Origin of the sequence: Emticicia sp. 21SJ11W-3 (genome assembly GCF_024138715.1) — a bacterium.
GTDB classification, from domain to species: domain Bacteria; phylum Bacteroidota; class Bacteroidia; order Cytophagales; family Spirosomataceae; genus Emticicia; species Emticicia fluvialis.
The window spans coordinates 73,647-90,766 of record NZ_CP092074.1; the positions used below are offsets into that span (position 1 = coordinate 73,647).

Annotated in this window: 15 protein-coding genes; 6 read left to right on the forward strand and 9 right to left on the reverse strand. The window is 43.0% G+C overall.

What is annotated here, in order from left to right:
* The first annotated feature begins 55 nt into the window (after nucleotides 1–55).
* Nucleotides 56–742 carry a TVP38/TMEM64 family protein gene (locus MB380_RS00315; protein ID WP_253531924.1) on the forward strand — a complete coding sequence of 229 codons (687 nt, stop codon included), beginning with the start codon at nucleotides 56–58 and terminating at the stop codon, nucleotides 740–742.
* Nucleotides 743–776: 34 nt separating this feature from the next.
* Here the strand turns inward: MB380_RS00315 and tpiA are convergent, their stop codons facing one another.
* On the reverse strand, nucleotides 777–1,538 hold the full coding sequence (gene tpiA / locus MB380_RS00320; RefSeq protein ID WP_253531926.1) for a triose-phosphate isomerase: 762 nt from the start codon (nucleotides 1,536–1,538) through the stop codon (nucleotides 777–779).
* Between the two features lie 54 nt (nucleotides 1,539–1,592).
* Nucleotides 1,593–2,105, reverse strand: a complete 513-nt coding sequence (locus MB380_RS00325; protein WP_253531927.1) for a GNAT family N-acetyltransferase — start codon at nucleotides 2,103–2,105, stop codon at nucleotides 1,593–1,595.
* Nucleotides 2,106–2,245: 140 nt separating this feature from the next.
* Between MB380_RS00325 and MB380_RS00330 the strand changes: the two genes are divergently transcribed.
* A complete protein-coding gene (locus tag MB380_RS00330; RefSeq protein WP_253531929.1) occupies nucleotides 2,246–2,959 on the forward strand; it encodes a 2OG-Fe(II) oxygenase in 714 nt (237 codons plus the stop codon).
* Complete coding sequence (locus MB380_RS00335) at nucleotides 2,956–3,210, forward strand: Ada metal-binding domain-containing protein (RefSeq protein WP_253531931.1); 255 nt, start codon at nucleotides 2,956–2,958, stop codon at nucleotides 3,208–3,210. The genes MB380_RS00330 and MB380_RS00335 overlap by 4 nt, the downstream gene beginning before the upstream one ends.
* 43 nt (nucleotides 3,211–3,253) lie before the next feature.
* Here the strand turns inward: MB380_RS00335 and MB380_RS00340 are convergent, their stop codons facing one another.
* Together MB380_RS00340 and MB380_RS00345 are read right to left on the reverse strand one after the other, a co-directional pair.
* Nucleotides 3,254–4,102 carry a methylated-DNA--[protein]-cysteine S-methyltransferase gene (locus tag MB380_RS00340; RefSeq protein WP_253531933.1) on the reverse strand — a complete coding sequence of 283 codons (849 nt, stop codon included), beginning with the start codon at nucleotides 4,100–4,102 and terminating at the stop codon, nucleotides 3,254–3,256.
* A 69-nt stretch (nucleotides 4,103–4,171) separates the two neighbouring features.
* A complete protein-coding gene (locus MB380_RS00345; RefSeq protein WP_253531940.1) occupies nucleotides 4,172–4,738 on the reverse strand; it encodes a GNAT family N-acetyltransferase in 567 nt (188 codons plus the stop codon).
* 89 nt (nucleotides 4,739–4,827) lie between these two features.
* Between MB380_RS00345 and MB380_RS00350 the strand changes: the two genes are divergently transcribed.
* On the forward strand, nucleotides 4,828–5,958 hold the full coding sequence (locus MB380_RS00350; protein WP_253531942.1) for a lactonase family protein: 1,131 nt from the start codon (nucleotides 4,828–4,830) through the stop codon (nucleotides 5,956–5,958).
* Between the two features lie 33 nt (nucleotides 5,959–5,991).
* On the opposite strand, the gene MB380_RS00355 is transcribed toward MB380_RS00350, so the two are convergent.
* Genes MB380_RS00355 through MB380_RS00370 form a run of 4 tightly spaced genes read right to left on the reverse strand, consistent with a single transcriptional unit; the run spans nucleotide 5,992 to nucleotide 12,239 of the window.
* Nucleotides 5,992–8,100, reverse strand: a complete 2,109-nt coding sequence (locus tag MB380_RS00355; protein ID WP_253531944.1) for a TonB-dependent receptor — start codon at nucleotides 8,098–8,100, stop codon at nucleotides 5,992–5,994.
* Nucleotides 8,101–8,147: 47 nt separating this feature from the next.
* Nucleotides 8,148–10,202 carry a ComEC/Rec2 family competence protein gene (locus MB380_RS00360; protein ID WP_253531951.1) on the reverse strand — a complete coding sequence of 685 codons (2,055 nt, stop codon included), beginning with the start codon at nucleotides 10,200–10,202 and terminating at the stop codon, nucleotides 8,148–8,150.
* Entirely contained in the window at nucleotides 10,199–11,494 is a 1,296-nt protein-coding gene (locus MB380_RS00365) for an acetylxylan esterase (protein ID WP_253531953.1), read from the reverse strand. Before MB380_RS00365 ends, MB380_RS00360 begins: the two co-directional genes overlap by 4 nt.
* Before the next feature lie 25 nt (nucleotides 11,495–11,519).
* Complete coding sequence (locus tag MB380_RS00370; protein WP_253531955.1) at nucleotides 11,520–12,239, reverse strand: GDSL-type esterase/lipase family protein; 720 nt, start codon at nucleotides 12,237–12,239, stop codon at nucleotides 11,520–11,522.
* A 186-nt stretch (nucleotides 12,240–12,425) separates the two neighbouring features.
* On the opposite strand from MB380_RS00370, the gene MB380_RS00375 reads away from it, so the two are divergent.
* The gene (locus tag MB380_RS00375) at nucleotides 12,426–14,147 is read left to right on the forward strand and encodes a M3 family oligoendopeptidase (RefSeq protein WP_253531957.1); all 1,722 of its coding nucleotides are present in this window, start codon (nucleotides 12,426–12,428) and stop codon (nucleotides 14,145–14,147) included.
* A 64-nt stretch (nucleotides 14,148–14,211) separates the two neighbouring features.
* Here the strand turns inward: MB380_RS00375 and hemA are convergent, their stop codons facing one another.
* Entirely contained in the window at nucleotides 14,212–15,468 is a 1,257-nt protein-coding gene (gene hemA, locus MB380_RS00380; protein ID WP_253531966.1) for a glutamyl-tRNA reductase, read from the reverse strand.
* A gap of 406 nt (nucleotides 15,469–15,874) precedes the next feature.
* Here hemA and MB380_RS00385 point away from each other — a divergent pair, with 406 nt between their 5' ends.
* Nucleotides 15,875–17,095: a peroxiredoxin gene (locus MB380_RS00385; RefSeq protein ID WP_253531968.1), complete on the forward strand. Its 1,221-nt coding sequence runs from the start codon at nucleotides 15,875–15,877 to the stop codon at nucleotides 17,093–17,095.
* Nucleotides 17,096–17,120: the final 25 nt, after the last annotated feature.

Below are 17,120 nucleotides of genomic sequence, written 5' to 3' on the forward strand. Positions count from 1 at the left end.
TTAGCATCAGGTATTTGTAATGCGTATTTTTGTGGCCTGTAAAAATGAGCCATACTTGAATAATTCCGGCAAATACTCTTTCGCACTTGTTTCGTCTGTTTTTTTAACAGTTGTTCCGTTGGTTTTCACCTCAATTATTACTGTCTGGGTAATAACAAATGAGGCAGAGATCATAACATACAGCCCCACCCGGTGGGCACTTATCACACTGCTTTGCTGTATTACATCAGCAGTGGCGGTTACCCCACCCACATTTCTTGCGCTGGTTTTTGGTTATTTTTTAGGCTGGGGCGCTGTATTACCGTTGTTATTAATGAACATGGCGGCCATTGTGCTGGTAAACACCATTACACGCAGGCTTGATAAAGACCGGTTCAGAAATTACTTACAGGAAAACAAGAAAGCAAAAGACCTGTTAGATGCAATTCAACAACAGGAACTGAAGATTATTTTCTTCGCCAAACTATCGCCTGTTTTGCCTTTTGCTTTAACCAACTTTGTTTTTGCGTTATCAGGCGCTAAACTAAAGAATATCTTGTTAGGAGGGTTTTTGGGTATGATACCCAGAACAATACTGGCTGTATGGACGGGCCAACAGGCCAATGAAATCAGGAAATTGCTGGAGAACCCCAATGAAGGGAATGTGCAGAAAATACTGCTAATTATATTATTGGTAGCTTCTGTAGCAGGAATTTTTTACTTTATTAAGCCACTTAAAAGCAAAGCCGATTCTGTTGAATAGCGTGCCGGATATGTACCCGGCACACTTTTATATATCAGAACGATTTGGCAATATTTACAAATTCTCTTGATTTCAACGAAGCGCCACCTACAAGGCCGCCGTCTACGTCAGGGCAGGCAAATAGTTCTTGTGCGTTGGCACCATTTACGCTGCCTCCGTATAGAATACTAATTTCTTCAGCAACTTCAGCACCGTATTTAGAAGCCAGGTGGTCTCTCAACACTTTGTGCATTTCCTGTGCCTGGTCGTTACTGGCAGTTACGCCGGTGCCAATAGCCCAGATGGGTTCGTAGGCAATTACGACTTTCTTCAAATCGTCAGCTGATAGGTGGAAAAGGCCGTTGGTTAACTGACCCGTTACGAAATCAAAATGGATGCCCTCGTTGCGTTGTTCAAGGGTTTCGCCGCAGCAGAAAATAGGAGTTAATCCGGCTTCAAGAATTGCGTTTACTTTCTCAGCCAGAAAAGCATCAGACTCATTGAAATACTGACGGCGTTCGCTGTGACCGATAATGATATACTGAACACCTACCGATTGCAACATTGGTACTGATACTTCGCCCGTGTAAGCTCCTGAGGCCTTTGGGTAACAGTTTTGTGCACCCAAAGCTACCTTTGGGCTGTCAATCAGTTTTCCGAATGTGCCTAAATAAGGAAACGGAACACAAACGACAATCTGTACATCAGGGTTCACGATTTCGTCTTTAGCCATATTAACTACTTCTGACAAAAGGATTTGGCCTTCTTCAAAAGTTTTATTCATTTTCCAGTTGCCAGCGGCAATTTTTTTTCTCATATAATTAGTTCTTTGATTATTTGATTTGCGAAGATAATAGTTTTTCATGAAAAACTATAAGTACATTTCCAGGGCTACATCGGCTCGTTTATATGGTGATGTGAAATCTTCCACCCTTGTAAAACCCAGCTTTTTGTAGAGGTTCAGAGCCGGGGCTAGCGAAGAGTTTGTCTCCAGATATACTCTTTTAGCGCCAAGCTCACGGGCTTTCTCAATAGCAGCCCTGCCCAATGCAAAGCCGATGCCCAGGCCTTTGGCGGTATCACTTACGCCCATTTTGCAGAGTTCAAAACTATTGTTAGGCATGGGTTTCAGGGCTGTTGTCCCCAGAATTTCATTGTCCAGATTAGCTAGCAGTATGGCACCACCGGTAGCCAGAAAATACTTCTCCGGGTTTTCTAACGAATCCAGGTCTCCCTGCTCAACTTTAAAGTATTGGTTTATCCAGTTATAGTTAATCTCCTTAAATGCCTGATAATGCTTCGGATTGTCTATTTCAAAACCGATAATTGTTACAACCAAACTATTTTTATTGAAAGTGTTTATCGTTAAATCTTCCTGCTTCATTGCTTTGCTAATTATTGTTCAAAAATAGAACAAGGGGCTTAATTTTTCATGCTGTTTTTGCTTTTTGTGAAATAGAGCAAGATTCGGCTGGATAAGTCTAAATGGTTTTAAGACTTTTGCCTGCAACAAACCCAGTTAATATGTTAGCGGAAATAGCACAACGCGTAGAAAGCCAGAATTGGCAACACCATGCAGACAGTCTGAATGAAAAAGGATACGCCGTTTTACCTCAAATCCTTACAGACGAAGAATGCAGGCAATTGATTGAAAACTATAATAATAATGAGCTTTACCGGAGTATCATTAACATGAAGCGATTTCAGTTCGGCAGTGGCGAGTATAAGTATTACCAATATCCCTTACCTGATGTAATTACTCAACTACGCCAATTAGTTTATCTGTATCTGGTTAAGGTGGCGAATGAGTGGATGTTTAAACTTGGGATTAGTAAAGATTTTCCCGAGGCCCTGGAGGGACTTCTGGAAGAATGCCGGCAGGCTGGGCAAACCAGACCTACGCCCTTGATTCTTAAATATCAGGCCGGGGACTGGAATGCCCTTCATCAGGATTTGTATGGTGAGGTCTACTTTCCGTTTCAGATGGTTGTATTCCTTACACAGGCTGGTTTGGATTACGAAGGTGGCGAGTTTGTGATGGTGGAGAACCGCCCAAGAATGCAGTCGAAGCCCATTGTGTTACAACCCAGTAGGGGTGATGCTGTTATTTTTACTACTAATTACAGACCTGTTTTGGGTACAAAAGGTTACTACCGTGCCACCGTACGGCATGGAGTAAGTGAGGTAAGGAAAGGGCAGCGGTTTAATCTGGGCGTTATTTTTCATGATGCACCATGATACAGCACTCAGCTTTAGGCGCCAACCGTTTTACGAGAGCCAGAGCCTTGTGGAAGAAAATAAGGAATGAAGAGGTAACTATGGCCGGGAATATGAAATTGAAGATTTACGGAAGATTAGACTGCCGGTCAGGAAAAAAGATGAAAGTAAAAAACCGTGTATTTTTTGAGAATGAAGCAGAGGCAATGAACTGTGGATATCGCCCCTGCGCGGTTTGTATGAGGGAGAAATATCTGTTGTGGAAAGGATGAGCCCGTGACACGGAATATCATTCCGTGCTACTGCTACGCCACACTACAATCTCCCCAACTCCCAACCCAACATTGCCTTTTTACGGGTGATGCCCCAGCGATATCCGCCGATGCCTCCTACCTTTTGTAAAACCCTGTGGCACGGAATAACATAAGCCAGGCGATTGCTGCCGATGGCTGTTCCTACGGCTCTATGTGCAGTGGGTTGACCAATGTTTTGAGCAATGGTATTATAACTGACCATTTGCCCGAACGGAACTTTCAACAGTGCTTCCCAAACTTTTATCTGAAAGTTAGTGCCTCTTAAAAGCAATGTAATTGGGGTTATGGTTTTTTCTGTTCCGTAAAATATCTGCTCAATAAATGGTCGGGTAAACTCTTTGTCAAAAACAAATTCTGCATTAGCAAAATCAGTTCTGATTTCCGAAATAGCCATTTCATGGCCCTCTGTTTCAATAAAGCGTAAATCGGTAATGCCCCGACCCGTTACGGCTATCAGGCACTGACCGAAAGGCGTTGTATGGATGCCATAATGAATGGTAAGCCCATCGCCTTTGGCTTTAAACTCGGCAGGGGTCATGGCCTCATAAGTGACAAATAAATCATGCAGGCGGCTGGTACTCGACAGACCCGATTCAAACGTAGCGTCCAGAAGATTATCGCTCTGGGTTAGTTTTTCTTTGGCAAATTCTTTGGTAAGAAAACGCATAAACCGTTGGGGGCTGGTGCCTGCCCACTTGCTGAATAAGCGGTTGAAATGAAATTCTGACAGGGCTACGTGGTCTGCAATTTCTTTCAGGCTTGGTTGCAGCTGAAAGTTATCTTCAATATAATGAATGGCCTTTTCAATGCGGCTATAATCTATGTTGTCCTGATTCTCTAACGTTTCCATCTGCATTTACGTGTTTATAAACCAAAATTACGATGGCTTTCCTGTGCCCACAATCTGAATATTGCTCACTTAGCAACGCCAGTCCCACAGCACCACACGCCAGATTTCGTTCAGTTCGGTATCATGAAAATCTTTGATGTTCTGAAACCCGATACGCGTATGTGCCTTTTGCGAACGAAGATTTCTGGACGATATATCTGTGATACACATATCAAATTTATCTGAAAGCTCCTCTCGTAATTTCTGATACATACCATCAAAAAGCCCCATGCTCCGGTAGCCTTCTCCTACACATACCTGCCCCATTACTACGTAATTAAACTCTTTCAGGGGGCGGTTTTCAAACTCAATCAGGTCAATAGTATCAAACAGACTTCTGATTTCCGGCACATCATTTCTGAACTGGGGCAGCATGGCCAGGCAGTAACCCACAACGGTATCGCCGTCTTTGGCAATTATACTCGCTTGCGCATCGTTCATGGCTTTTAAAACATCATAATTATGCTCGACAGTTACAAAGCCCTGGCTTTCTATTTGTTCGGCTGTGAGGTTCTTTTTAAGGTTTTTTTGTTGAAGTGCCAGAATACCTCTTACATCGGCAGCTGTTTTTACGGTGGTAATGTTTGGAGCCTGCATATCTTTAATTGAAAGCCGCAAATAAATAAAAAAGCCAAAAAGTAGCTATCTTTGGTGTACATTTATTGAACATTATTCAACCGTTACTTATGATGAATTTCAGGAACCTGATACGCTGTTGCTCACTGCTTATGTTCGTAACATTCAGCAGTTATGCACAAAATAATGACTATTACCTGTTGGTAGGTACGTATACCAGCAAAGGAAGCGAGGGCTTGTATGTTTATAAATTTAATACCCGTACCGGAGATTTCGCCTCTGTAAGTGTAACCGGCGGAATTAAAAACCCGACTTTTCTGGATGTAGCACCCAATGAGAAATTTGTTTATGCCGTTGGCGAGACAGAAGACGGTTCGGTAAATGCCTACAGCTTTGATAATAAAACAGGGAAGCTGACCAAACTGAATACGCAGTCGGCAGGTGGTTCGGGGCCTTGCCATATATCGGTTGACAAAACCGGAAAATGGGCTTTGGTTGGTAATTATGGTGGCGGCAGCCTGAGCATATTGCCTATTGAAAAAGATGGGTCATTGGGTGCACCTACCCAAACCATTAAGCATGAGGGCAAGGGTGTAAATGCCAGCCGTCAGGAGAAGCCACATGTACATTCGGTAAACATTGCCCCCAACAATACTGATATTTTTGTGGCAGATTTGGGCATTGATAAAATTGTGAGTTATCAGTTAGATGCCCAAACCGGACGCCTGAGTGCGGGCAATCCTCCGGCTACCAAAACGGCCGATGGCGCCGGGCCGCGGCATTTCAAGATTCATCCCAATGGTAATTGGGCGTATGTCATTCAGGAGCTGAATTCTACTGTAACGGCCTATCACTACGGCAAAGGCGCTTTGGAGGAAATGCAGACCATATCTACCTTGCCACCTGAATTTAAAGGCCGGAATGCCTGCGCTGATATTCATATTTCTGCCGATGGCAAGTTTCTGTATGGCTCCAATCGTTTTTATGACCATCTGGTTATTTACAGTATAGACCAGAAAACAGGAAAACTTACCTATATTACCAATCAGCCGGTGCAGGGTAAAACCCCTCGCAACTTTATGATTGACCCAACCGGCAAGTGGGTTTTAGTGGCTAATCAGGATAGCGACAACATTGTGCTGTTTAAAAGAGATGCCAAAACCGGCACACTAACACCAACAGGCAAAGAAGTGAAAGTGTCCATGCCTGTTTGTTTGAAGATGATAAAGGCAGCAAAGTAAAATAAAAGAGGGCCGCTAACCGGCCCCCTTCATTTAAAGAAATATCCTCACATTGCCACCTACCTGCCAGTTTCGGGTTGGGGCAGGGTTGAAGAAACGATTACCAACAGGATTCAGGTCATTGCCCAGGCTGTATAACTTATCCAACAGGTTGTCGCCTGCTACAAAGATGTTGATAGCCAGCGGTTTAAATGTTTTCTGATACCCCAACCTTGCATTGAGCAACCAGTAGCTGTTGGCATAAACCGTATTGGCATCATTCACCGGCAGGCGGTCGGTAAAGTTAATGGTTGAGTTCAGATAAAAACCCGGCTGACTGACGATGTCAAGACCAGATACCCATACATGCCGCGGTACACCCGTCAGGCTTTTACCAGATAAATCAGTTTGTACCTGCTTATAGTTTTTAAACTGATAGTCTGCCAGTGTAAAGCTGCTAAAAAGCCTTAATTCCCGCACTGTTGTTGCTTCGGGTTTTTTTACAAGCCAGCCGTTCAGCAATACTTCCAGCCCGTTTTGCAGGGTGCCTCCGGCATTTACAAAGTATTCGGTTCCTGCTTCGTTCACACGTCTTACAATAGTATTCTGCAGGCGGAAAGAATACGCCGTTACATCAAACGACAATCGTTGATTCAACAGGTTTCCTCTGGTACCAATTTCATAATTAGTACCTCTTTCAGAGGCCAGCGTAGGCACAAAGGTGGTGTTTCGGTATCCGGCAGTAAATTCACTTACTAACGGCGGAGAAAACCCGCTGCTGACACTGGCAAAAACAGCTATCTTATCTTTTATTTTTTTCAATAAAGCTATTCTGGGTAAAAAGGCAGCCGGCAGAAAATTATCAATTGGTTTGATGTTCGGCGCGTCTGAAACCCGGGTGAAGTTATACTTTACACTGTTATAACTGGCACCGATTGTCAATATAATGTTTTGTGGTAGTTCTGTTTCCAGTTGTGTAAAGAGAAAATAACTCATGGCGCCCACGTTATCGTTGGTTTGCAGGGTATCAATATTGCCGCCTCTGTTACCAAAGTTACGAATCACCCAGTATGACTGCTGAAACTCTCCTCCGGCTGACAGGCGATTAGAAATTGTACCTGTTCGAAACGCGTAGGTTGTGCGGGTTCGTCCGCCAAAAGTCTGTTCATTCCTGATTTCATAATTGGTAATAAATGGGTTCCGTAGTTCGGTGATAGTTCCGTATAAAGCTGTTACATTTGTCCAGTGTTCATTAAAGCGGTATTCCTGCGATACCCCCAGATTAAATACTTTCTGGTAAATACCTGCCTTTTGCTGAATTGGCCCCGGTATTGTTGGTGTAGGCTGGCGCGCCAGCCTGGGGTTCTGGTCCATCTGTGCCTGCGTTAGCCCGCCCGGCGTTTGATAATGCATATCAGAATACAGGGCCGATACATTAAACGTTCTGTGCGCAGACGCAAAGAAATTTGAACGCCAGCTGAGCACATCACGTACTGTGGCACTGTTCTGGCGGTAACCGTCGGCCTGTGCATGGGCATAACTCAATACAGAGTTAATTTTCTCTGTAGCCAGATTCCATGAAATGGCCCGGTTCTGTAATCCAAAACTTCCCCAGCCAAAGGTAGTATTTATATAGCTGGTAGGTTTTTCTTTTGAGCTCTGTTGCGCCATTGCTTTATTACCACCCAGCAGTATCACTCCTCCTGTTCCGGCACCGTAAATGCTTCCAGCAGGGCCTTTAATTACCTCAATGTTTCCAACGGTGTTCATATCTATGGCATTCAGAAAAGTATTACCGTTACCATCAGTCAGCGGAATATCATTCCAGTAAATCTTTACATTTCTAACACCAAAAGGAGAGCGGAGAGAACTACCCCGGATGGAAAGGCGATAACTGCCCGGAGAGCGCTCTTCCATGCGCACACCCGGCAAGGTATTAAAAACAGGCACCAGGGTTGTGTTCTGGAATCTCTCAATATCTTTAATTGTCAGCACGCCTACCGAAGCGGCTGTCTCGGTGAGCTTTCTTTCGGTTTCAAAGCCTCTTACTACCACTTCGTTCAACTGTTGCGTGGCAATAGTGGTGTCTGTTTCCTGTGCCTGCGCAAACAATGAAAAACCAGTAAAAAATGTAACAAGAATAGTAAAGTGTTTCAATTGCATAAAGATTTTAGATAGCTGCTGATTTTTTTGTAAAGTTGAATTTTGGCTCAATTTGGCCTGACAGAGTAGGCTCCTGTCTGATTTAACACAACCAGAGGCAAGCCCATATTACCGGCCTGTTTCTTCAGATTTTCGACCAGATAGGGCTTATAAGAGCCATCAACAATTATCAAGTCCGGCTTTAAACTTTCAAAAGCCCTCAGGTCTCTGATGGCATTGTTTGAAAGCAGTACATAATTGGTTCGGCCTATGAGATTGCCCTTGAAAGGCTTTTGTAACCAAAGTATTTTTCTACCGTCAAACTCAAAAACTGTCATACCCTGATGGTTGGTATAAGACGCCACGTCCAAAAGATTCTGGTTTGATACGCCCATTCTGTCGTAATAATTCTTCAAATTAAAATTATAAATCTTCTTATCGTGTATAACACCCGAGTCACCCATAAAGGTTGCAGACTTCCCTTCTATTAAACTTACCCCTGCATGGTTATTGATAGCATGGAACGTCAGTTCCTTTTGACTACTCTGTTTGTAATCTTCATATACATTTGCTAAAGCCAATATACTAAATAGCCCTGTAGCTATGCGTAGATACTTCAATTCTGAATATCGGAAGAAAGCAATGCTTAAGCCCAAAATAGCATACCATGCCAGTAATTCTGGCATAGATATAGAAAAGCCTTTAAGGGTTGACAGGGGCAGTTTCTGAAAAGCAAAAACAGACTCATTCAATAAAAGGCATGAGTATTTTAAGATAAAAGCCAAAACATGAGAAAGTATGGGAACGCTGGCAAAAAACAATAAGAATAGCCCCGCCGGAAGAATACTGAAAGAAAAAAAGGCAACGACGGGGTTGGCTATAAGAAAATAAGCCGGAAACTGGTGAAAATAGTAAATGCTAAGTGGGGTGGTAAACAATTGAGCAGCAAAGCAAATGACTGTTCCTTCCCATATTATCCGAATGAGGGGGTTCGTTGGGTTAACCAATTCATTCAGATATGAATAAAGATATACAATGCCGACAATAGCCAGATAAGACAACTGAAAGCCGATGTCGGCCAACCAGTAGGGGTTCCAGGCCAGTAAAACCAAAGCAGAAACCGCCAGTATATTATAAATATTGTGCGACCGGTTTAAAGTGGTACCTACAAGCAGAAAAGAAAAAGTAACGGTTGCCCTTAGTACTGTTGATGACAAGCCTGTAAAAAGAGCGTAGGTCCACAAGATACTTAGTGTAATGAGCAGGAAAATCCAGGGCCCGTGTTTGCCTTTTTTCTTTAGCCAGCCCAAAGCTATTCCAATAATCCAGAACAAAATCCCCACATGCATTCCTGAAACAGACAACACATGAATGGCTCCAGATGCAGAATAGGCGCTCAGTAAATCGTCATCAATATCGTCTCTTATACCCACAATCATTGCGTTGGCAATGGCATATTCACGGGGTGTTTGTACCCATGTCTTAAAAACGCTATCGGCATATAAATTGGCCTGAAACGCAGTTTTAAGTAAAGCAGAAGGCGGCTTGTTGCCTAGCAGAAGATAGTCTTTGTTTTTTAAGAAGTGCGAGGCATAGATTCCTTTATTGGCCAGATATTGTTTATAATTAAACTCCTCAGGATTTTTCGGCAACTCCACCTCTTTCGGTGTGCCTTTAATCAGCAATACATCTCCATAGGTGGGTTTAAAAGAATCATCCTTACTAAAGTATAAAATTACTTTTCCGGTGGTGTTTTTCCACTTGCTACCCGCTTGCGCTGCCTCAATTTTTGCCTCTGCTTTAAAGGTTCTGGGTTTTGTTTCAGCATTGGAAATAATAACCGCCTGATAATATTGAATGCCCCCCAGATTTTTAAAATGCGCTGGATTATTAATAGCGGTTGACCGGTAAGTTATTATCCAGCCAGAGAAAAAGAATAATAAACATGCCAGAGTGCCTCTTACAAAAGCCTGTTTGCCATAAACAGAGGCCAAAAGGCCTAGCACCAGGCTAATGAATGTTAAATAAAAAGTTGTGTGGAAATAGTGGGTTTGTAAATACGCAAGTATTCCTGTAATAAAAAACAGTAAGTACCTAATGACAGGAAATGCGTTAAATTTCATTTTTTAGCCAATAATTGATCTAATAACCAGTTCATTACCGCTTCATTTTCTTCCGGGAAAGTCCAGTGGCCTGTTTCTTGATAGAGCTTCAATGTTTTTGGCGAATTAATCACATTATAAACCGCCCACATAGAAGTTGGCGGACAGGTTTCGTCATTAAAGCCCATTGAGTAGAAGCAAGGTACTTTCAGTTGTTTGGCAAAGTTTACCACATCATAATAGGCTGCTGTTTTTATCTTGGCATCGGTATGGTTATGCGCATTGCTTTTATCAAAAATATGTGGCCAGCCACCGGCACGCCCTTTCAGGTAACCTGCCATATCAGACAAAGCAGGGTAAATAGGTGCCGACCATTTCACGCGGGGGTCCAGGGCTGCCGTAACAATAGACAAGGCCCCACCCTGGCTTCCGCCTGTCACTGCCAGATTTGTTCCGTCATATTGCGGCAGGCTCACCAGAAAATCGTTGGCACGCACACAGCCCAGATACACACGTTTAAAATAATACAAGTCGCGGTTATCAAGGTTATAAGTCCAGTAGGCATTCAAAGGCCCTGCTCCTAAGTTGGCATATACAGAAGGCTCCATAGTAACCGGAATGCCGTGGATACCTATTTCAAGGGTAATAATGCCTTTCTCGGCAGTTTTTACATCTCCGCCATAAGGTCTTACGCCTGCGCCCGGTACTCTCAATAAGGCCGGATATTTCCCTTCTTTTTTGGGTACGCACAAGATGCCATACAGACGTACTGTACCGTATTCACGGTAGTTTTGCAGGTTTACATGGTAAACATTAACGGTCTCGGTGCAACGTTCGGGGAGCAGCGTCATCTGCGCATCCATAGGCACTTTGGCCAGGTCTGCTTTGGCTTTGTTCCAGAACTGCACGAAGTCGGTTGGTAATTCTACAGCTGGTTGAATCTTCTCTGGTTCAAAGGCAGCAGTAGCCAGGTTGCGGTATTCTTTACCGTCTACCTTGGCAATAATAGTGCATCTTAAAAACCCGGCTGTGGTCATGGTACCGCCATCCAGTTTGATAACCCCGTCTTTCAGAATAATGCTGTCTTTTTTGTTTTCAAACTTCTCGGGGCCTATCTGATACACAATCTTTACATTTTTAAGCGGGTTACCATACTTTAGCACCATAACAGAGAACTTAACCGGTTCGCCCGGTTTGTAAGTCCAGTCTTCATGTTCGGGGGCTACAATTACTTTAATGAGCCGTTCGGCAGGCTGTGCAAAAGCCAGACCCGTGATAAGGAACAGGCCAAGCATAACAAAAATTTTCTTCATGTTGAATAGAGGTTGATAATACCGGTTATTTATAGTTTTTCAATAAGATGGGTCTTACTACCGATGTCCATTGCGCATAACCTTTCGGTGTCATGTGCAGGCTGTCTTTAATAAAATATTCACCATTAACTTTTCCGTTCGGGGCATACATTACGGGTCTGATATCAACAAAACTAAAGTTTTTGTGTTTATCTATGTAGGCTCTGATGAGCGCGTCGGCCGTAGTGGTAAGATTCCATTTGTCTTTTCTTGATATAGAGGGCTTCATCGAAATGTAATACACTTTAGTTTTTGGCAGCTTGTTCTGTATCAGGGTGGCCAGTTCGGCAAAGGCATCAAATAACTGCTCGGGCGTTTTCTCCTTACCCGAAAACAAATCGTTTTCGCAATACAGCACTATTATTTTGGGCTTATATGGTACCAGCATCCGGTTGGCATAATAAGTCATTTCAGGGAAGGTAGAACCACCAAAACCGTGGTTAATAACGGGCAGTGGTGCAAAGTCTTCTTTCAGGGTTTTCCAGAGGCGTATGCTAGAGCTGCCGTAGAATACAATTTGCCCCTGCAGCTTGTGCAGCCCTATGGCAGCATCGGCTTTTTCAAAAGCCTGTATCTCTTTTTCGGAGCGATTTACCTCATAGTTGAGGGTGAATTTTTCGCCCACGGCCTGGTGGGTAAGCGTTTTATGGCAGGCAATAGAAAGGACAATCAGCGCAATAGTTAATAGTAAGGGTTTTATCTTCATAGTTTCATAGATTATTTTACGAAAGTATCGAAAAATGAAAAACCTATTGATAAAAATCTGAAAAATTAGGCGAAATGACCGATAGCATAGACGTCTGAATCTTTGCCAACAGTTTTTGTTATTTATAGTAGTTTGTCGGTCATTCGTTTATCTTTGTGACGTTCAAAAATGATAGGAAAACAGTATATGGAAGAAATAGTAATCCCTCAGCGGAAAGCCCGCAAATTTATTGGAGAAGCGTTTTCGTTAACCTCATGGGCAGAAGTGCAGCCCCTGTATGAAAATCTGGTTAACCGTAATATTGAAAGTGTGCAGGACTTACGCCAGTGGTTTATTGACCGCAGCGAGCTGGAGTCATACCTGTCTGAAAACATGGCCTGGCGGTATATAAAAATGACCTGTGATACTGCCAGCGAAGACAACCAGAAAAACTACCAGTTTTTTGTGGAAGAAATCCAGCCGCAGCTATCGTCTTATAACGACCAGCTGAATAAAAAAGCACTGGAAAGCCCATACCTGAACGCATTGGAAGACAAAGGCTTTGATATTACCATTCGGGGAATGAAAAAGGCAGTAGAGATTTTTCGTGAAGACAATATACCGCTTGAAACCCTTGTTCAAACCAAACAGGCTGAGTATCAGTCTATTGTTGGCGCCATGACGGTAACCATTAACGGACAGTTAATGACACTGCCCAAAGCCGGAGACTTGTTACAGTCGCCCGACAGAGCGGTTCGGGAAGATGCCTGGACTAAAATATCGGAGAGACGTTACCAGGACCATGAGCAACTGGACAGCCTTTTTAACGAGCTGAGAGACCTGCGCCATCAGATTGCCACCAATGCAGGCTTTGCCAATTTTCGCGACTATATGTTTGCCGCTATGGGGCGTTTTGATTATACCCCGAAAGACTGTTTTAATTTTCATGAGGCGGTGGCCGAAACTGTAGTGCCTTTGGTTAATAAAATGGCCAAAGAAAGAAAAGAAAAGCTAAAGGTAGATGAACTACGCCCCTGGGACCTGAAAGTAGATACCGATGGCAAACCGGCCTTAAAGCCTTTCACAGACGGAGAAAATCTGCTTGATAAGACCATTCAATGTTTTAATGAGATAGATGCCCGGCTGGCCAATTATATCCGTATTATGCGCACCATGAGGCATTTTGATGTGGAGTCTCGTGTAGGTAAAGCGCCGGGGGGGTATAATTATCCGCTTGAAGAAATAGGTGTGCCTTTTATTTTTATGAATGCTACCTCAAGCCTGCGAGACGTAGTAACTATGGTGCATGAGGGTGGCCACGCCATTCACTCTTTTGAAATCAGAGACTTACCACTCAACACTTTCCGCAGCACACCGTCAGAAGTGGCCGAACTGGCCTCAATGTCTATGGAGTTAATCTCAATGGAGCACTGGGGTGCCTTTTTTGAGAATGAGGATGACCTGAAACGCGCCAAAGTAGAGCATCTGGAAGATATTCTGGAAGTACTGCCCTGGATAGCCACCATCGATAAATTTCAGCACTGGATTTACGAGAATCCAACGCATAGCATTGAAGAACGTCAGGAGGCATGGTTGAAGATATATGAGTTGTTTTCAGATTCGGTTACGAACTGGAAAGGCTTTGAGCGTTTCAAGAAATATGTATGGCAAAGACAGCTTCACGTATTTGAGGTGCCTTTCTATTATATTGAATACGGAATGGCTCAACTGGGGGCAATCAGCGTATGGCGCAATTATAAGCACGATAACGCAAAAGGATTAGAGGGCTACCTGAACGCACTTCGTTTAGGATACACCGCACCAATAGGCAAAATTTATGAGGCAGCCAATGTAAAATTTGACTTCTCGAAAGAATACATTGCCGAACTGATGGCATTTGTAGAGGCCGAACTTGAACAATTGAGATAACTATTATACAAAAAGAAAGCCGACTGCAAAGTCGGCTTCTTCATTATAAGGTATACAAGGATTATCAGATAACCTGTTTTTCAAGATTAAACAGGTCGTTCAATACATCAATCAGTGTTTCGGCTTCTCCGCGTTTACAGGCAGCTTTCAGTTGCAATACAGGTAGTTTAATTACTTTCTGCATCATGCTGGCTGTAATTTTATCCATTTTCTCTGCTTCCTCTGCCGACAATTCTTTAACAAAACGCGCCATCTCTTCTTTTCTGATTTGTTCCAGAGCGCCTTTCAGTTTCTGAATAGTTGGCGAAACAATCATTTCCTGCGACCAGTTGTTGAACTCGCCCAGGGCATCTTCAATAATACCTTTTACCTGCGGTATGGCATCTAAACGGCGTTGTAATGCTTCGTTCGCACGGCGTTGAATCTCGTCCAGGTCATACAATACAATGCCTGTCAGGTCTTCTACTTCAGGGGCAATACTGCGCGGCACCGATAAGTCAATCAGATATTTAACGGCAAGCGTTTTATATTTAAGCGTAGCAGGGGTAATCAAAGGCTCTTCTACACGCACCGACGAAATCACAATGTCGGCCTCCATTATTTGTTCCTGAACTGTGCTAAAGTCAGAAACTTTAAAGCCCAGCTCCTGCGCCAGCGCCTCAGCTTTAGCTGCAGTGCGGTTGGTTATAGTAATGTTCTGGTAATTTTTATCAGCAAGGGTTCTGCAAACATCTTCGCCGATCTCACCTAAGCCTACAACCAGAATTTTCGGATTCGATAATAAAGGCAGAAAGCTCTCCAGTACCTCAACCGTTGCATAAGAGGTAGATGCGGCACCGTCTCTGAAGGCGGTTTCCTGTACCACTCTTTTGTTGGTAAAGAAAATAGTATGCAACAGGCGGTGTAAAAACGGCCCGGCCATATTTGCATCAGCCGACCATTGGTAAGCATGTTTCACCTGATTCGGTATCTGCAGGTCGCCCACCACCTGAGATTGTAATCCTAACGCCACTTCAAACAAATAATTAACCGCCTCATGATGATTATTGACAAAATTAAAATAAGGCAGAATTTCGTTCGAATTCAGTACTTTTAAGCTTGCCAGCAGGCGTATAATATCTTCGCTAATATTGTTTTCGGCGTAGTAATATATCTCGGTACGGTTGCAGGTAGAAAGCACAAGTGTTTCGGAAACATCAAATGTTTCACGAATTTTAAGCATCAGATTCTTACATTCCTCTTCATTAAGTGCAATTTGCTCTCTTATGTTAAGAGAGGCATTTTTATGAGAAATGGTTATCGCTTTAAAGTGTCCGTACATGTCATTCTATAAATACACTGCAAATTTACAGTCATTAAACAATTTGATTGTTATGGAATGTTATGATTTTTGTCAGCTTTCGTAATTTAGAAAGATTCTAAACTCCTGTTGGCGCGTGTAAAGTTTTCAACTAAGAAAAATACAATAGCAGAAAGCGTAAAAAACTGTCAGTAATTAATAACATAAAACCCGGGTAAACAATTCATAATTATCATCAGTTTGGTTTTCATTTAATGCGCGCGCTTTTAATCAGGCTTTTTCAGCTAAAATTATATATACGCGAAACCAAACGAAAAAGCTTCTTCAAAAGTTATGTGGATATGTTAAAATATAGCAAAAGCCGCCAATGAGCATACTTGACTAATTAATCCAAATTTTTATCTTTGTCTTAACATCCGAAGAAAATATGAAAAAAGTACTCCTGCTAGCACTTGTTGCGTTAGCGTCATGTCAGAAAACAGCTGAAGTTAAAACCGGTACATGGCGTGCTGTTATACTCACTGCAGGCGGTGACCTGCCTTTTGGGTTGGATATCCGAAAAGAAGGCGAAGCCTACAATGTTTTGGTAATTAATGGCGATGAAAAACTGAAAATGGACCAATCGTTTCTGAGAGACGATTCATTGCATATACCCATGGAGATTTTTGACTCTGAGATAGTAGCAAAAGTGGAAGGTGATAAAATGACCGGATACTGGAAAAAAATGCGGTCGGATTTTACATTTGTGTTTGGCAGATTCTCGGCTGAATACGGTAAAAACTATCGCTTTTCCGAAACCAGCGATGCACCCCAGGCCGTATTGGCAGATAAATACAGTGTTTTATTTCTATCGGCCGATAAAAAAGATTCAACCCAATCAGTTGGTGTGTTTCAAACCAAAGGGTCACAGGTACAGGGTAGTTTTCTGACTACCACCGGAGATTATCGATATCTGGCCGGCGATATTGTGGGCGACAGCCTGAAGTTGTCTTGCTTTGATGGTACTCATGCGTTTTTGTTTAAAGCAAAAATTGATGGCGATAACCTGACGGGGGGGTTCTGGTCTGGTGTTAGTGGCTATGAGTCATGGACAGCCACCAAAGACAGTAGCGCAACATTACCAGACGTAACAAAATTAACGTATCTGAAAGAAGGCTATAAGACAGTAGATTTCAAATTTCCGAATACTGACAACAAGCCGATATCGCTGAGCGATGAAGCCTACAAAGGCAAGGTATTGGTAATACAGATTATGGGTTCGTGGTGCCCCAACTGTATGGACGAAAGCCGCTTTCTGGCTCCGTGGTACAAGAAGAATAAAGACAGGGGCGTTGAGATAATAGGGCTGGCGTATGAAAAAAGCACCGATACAACGTTTGCCTTTCCGAAAATCAAGCGCATGAAAGAGCGTTTCGGTATTGATTACCAGGTGTTGCTGGCAGGAACCAACAATAAAGATGAAGCATCAAAAACACTGCCTATGCTAAACAGGGTTATTGGTTTCCCGACCACTATTGTTATTGATAAAAAAGGGCAGGTACGTAAAATTCACACCGGGTTTTCGGGCCCCGGTACAGGTAAGTACTACGATGCGTTTGTGAGTGATTTTAATCGTCTGATAGATAAGCTTCTGGCAGAGAAATCCTGAACAGCGGCCTAAACAATTTGATTAA

Bases quoted from the DNA above. Each gene is read 5' to 3' on its own strand.
- tpiA (WP_253531926.1), bottom strand. From the start codon at position 1,538: ATGAGAAAAAAAATTGCCGCTGGCAACTGGAAAATGAATAAAACTTTT.
- MB380_RS00325 (WP_253531927.1), bottom strand. From the start codon at position 2,105: ATGAAGCAGGAAGATTTAACGATAAACACTTTCAATAAAAATAGTTTG.
- MB380_RS00330 (WP_253531929.1), top strand. From the start codon at position 2,246: ATGTTAGCGGAAATAGCACAACGCGTAGAAAGCCAGAATTGGCAACAC.
- MB380_RS00335 (WP_253531931.1), top strand. From the start codon at position 2,956: ATGATACAGCACTCAGCTTTAGGCGCCAACCGTTTTACGAGAGCCAGA.
- MB380_RS00340 (WP_253531933.1), bottom strand. From the start codon at position 4,102: ATGGAAACGTTAGAGAATCAGGACAACATAGATTATAGCCGCATTGAA.
- MB380_RS00345 (WP_253531940.1), bottom strand. From the start codon at position 4,738: ATGCAGGCTCCAAACATTACCACCGTAAAAACAGCTGCCGATGTAAGA.
- MB380_RS00350 (WP_253531942.1), top strand. From the start codon at position 4,828: ATGATGAATTTCAGGAACCTGATACGCTGTTGCTCACTGCTTATGTTC.
- MB380_RS00355 (WP_253531944.1), bottom strand. From the start codon at position 8,100: ATGCAATTGAAACACTTTACTATTCTTGTTACATTTTTTACTGGTTTT.
- MB380_RS00360 (WP_253531951.1), bottom strand. From the start codon at position 10,202: ATGAAATTTAACGCATTTCCTGTCATTAGGTACTTACTGTTTTTTATT.
- MB380_RS00365 (WP_253531953.1), bottom strand. From the start codon at position 11,494: ATGAAGAAAATTTTTGTTATGCTTGGCCTGTTCCTTATCACGGGTCTG.
- MB380_RS00370 (WP_253531955.1), bottom strand. From the start codon at position 12,239: ATGAAGATAAAACCCTTACTATTAACTATTGCGCTGATTGTCCTTTCT.
- MB380_RS00375 (WP_253531957.1), top strand. From the start codon at position 12,426: ATGGAAGAAATAGTAATCCCTCAGCGGAAAGCCCGCAAATTTATTGGA.
- hemA (WP_253531966.1), bottom strand. From the start codon at position 15,468: ATGTACGGACACTTTAAAGCGATAACCATTTCTCATAAAAATGCCTCT.
- MB380_RS00385 (WP_253531968.1), top strand. From the start codon at position 15,875: ATGAAAAAAGTACTCCTGCTAGCACTTGTTGCGTTAGCGTCATGTCAG.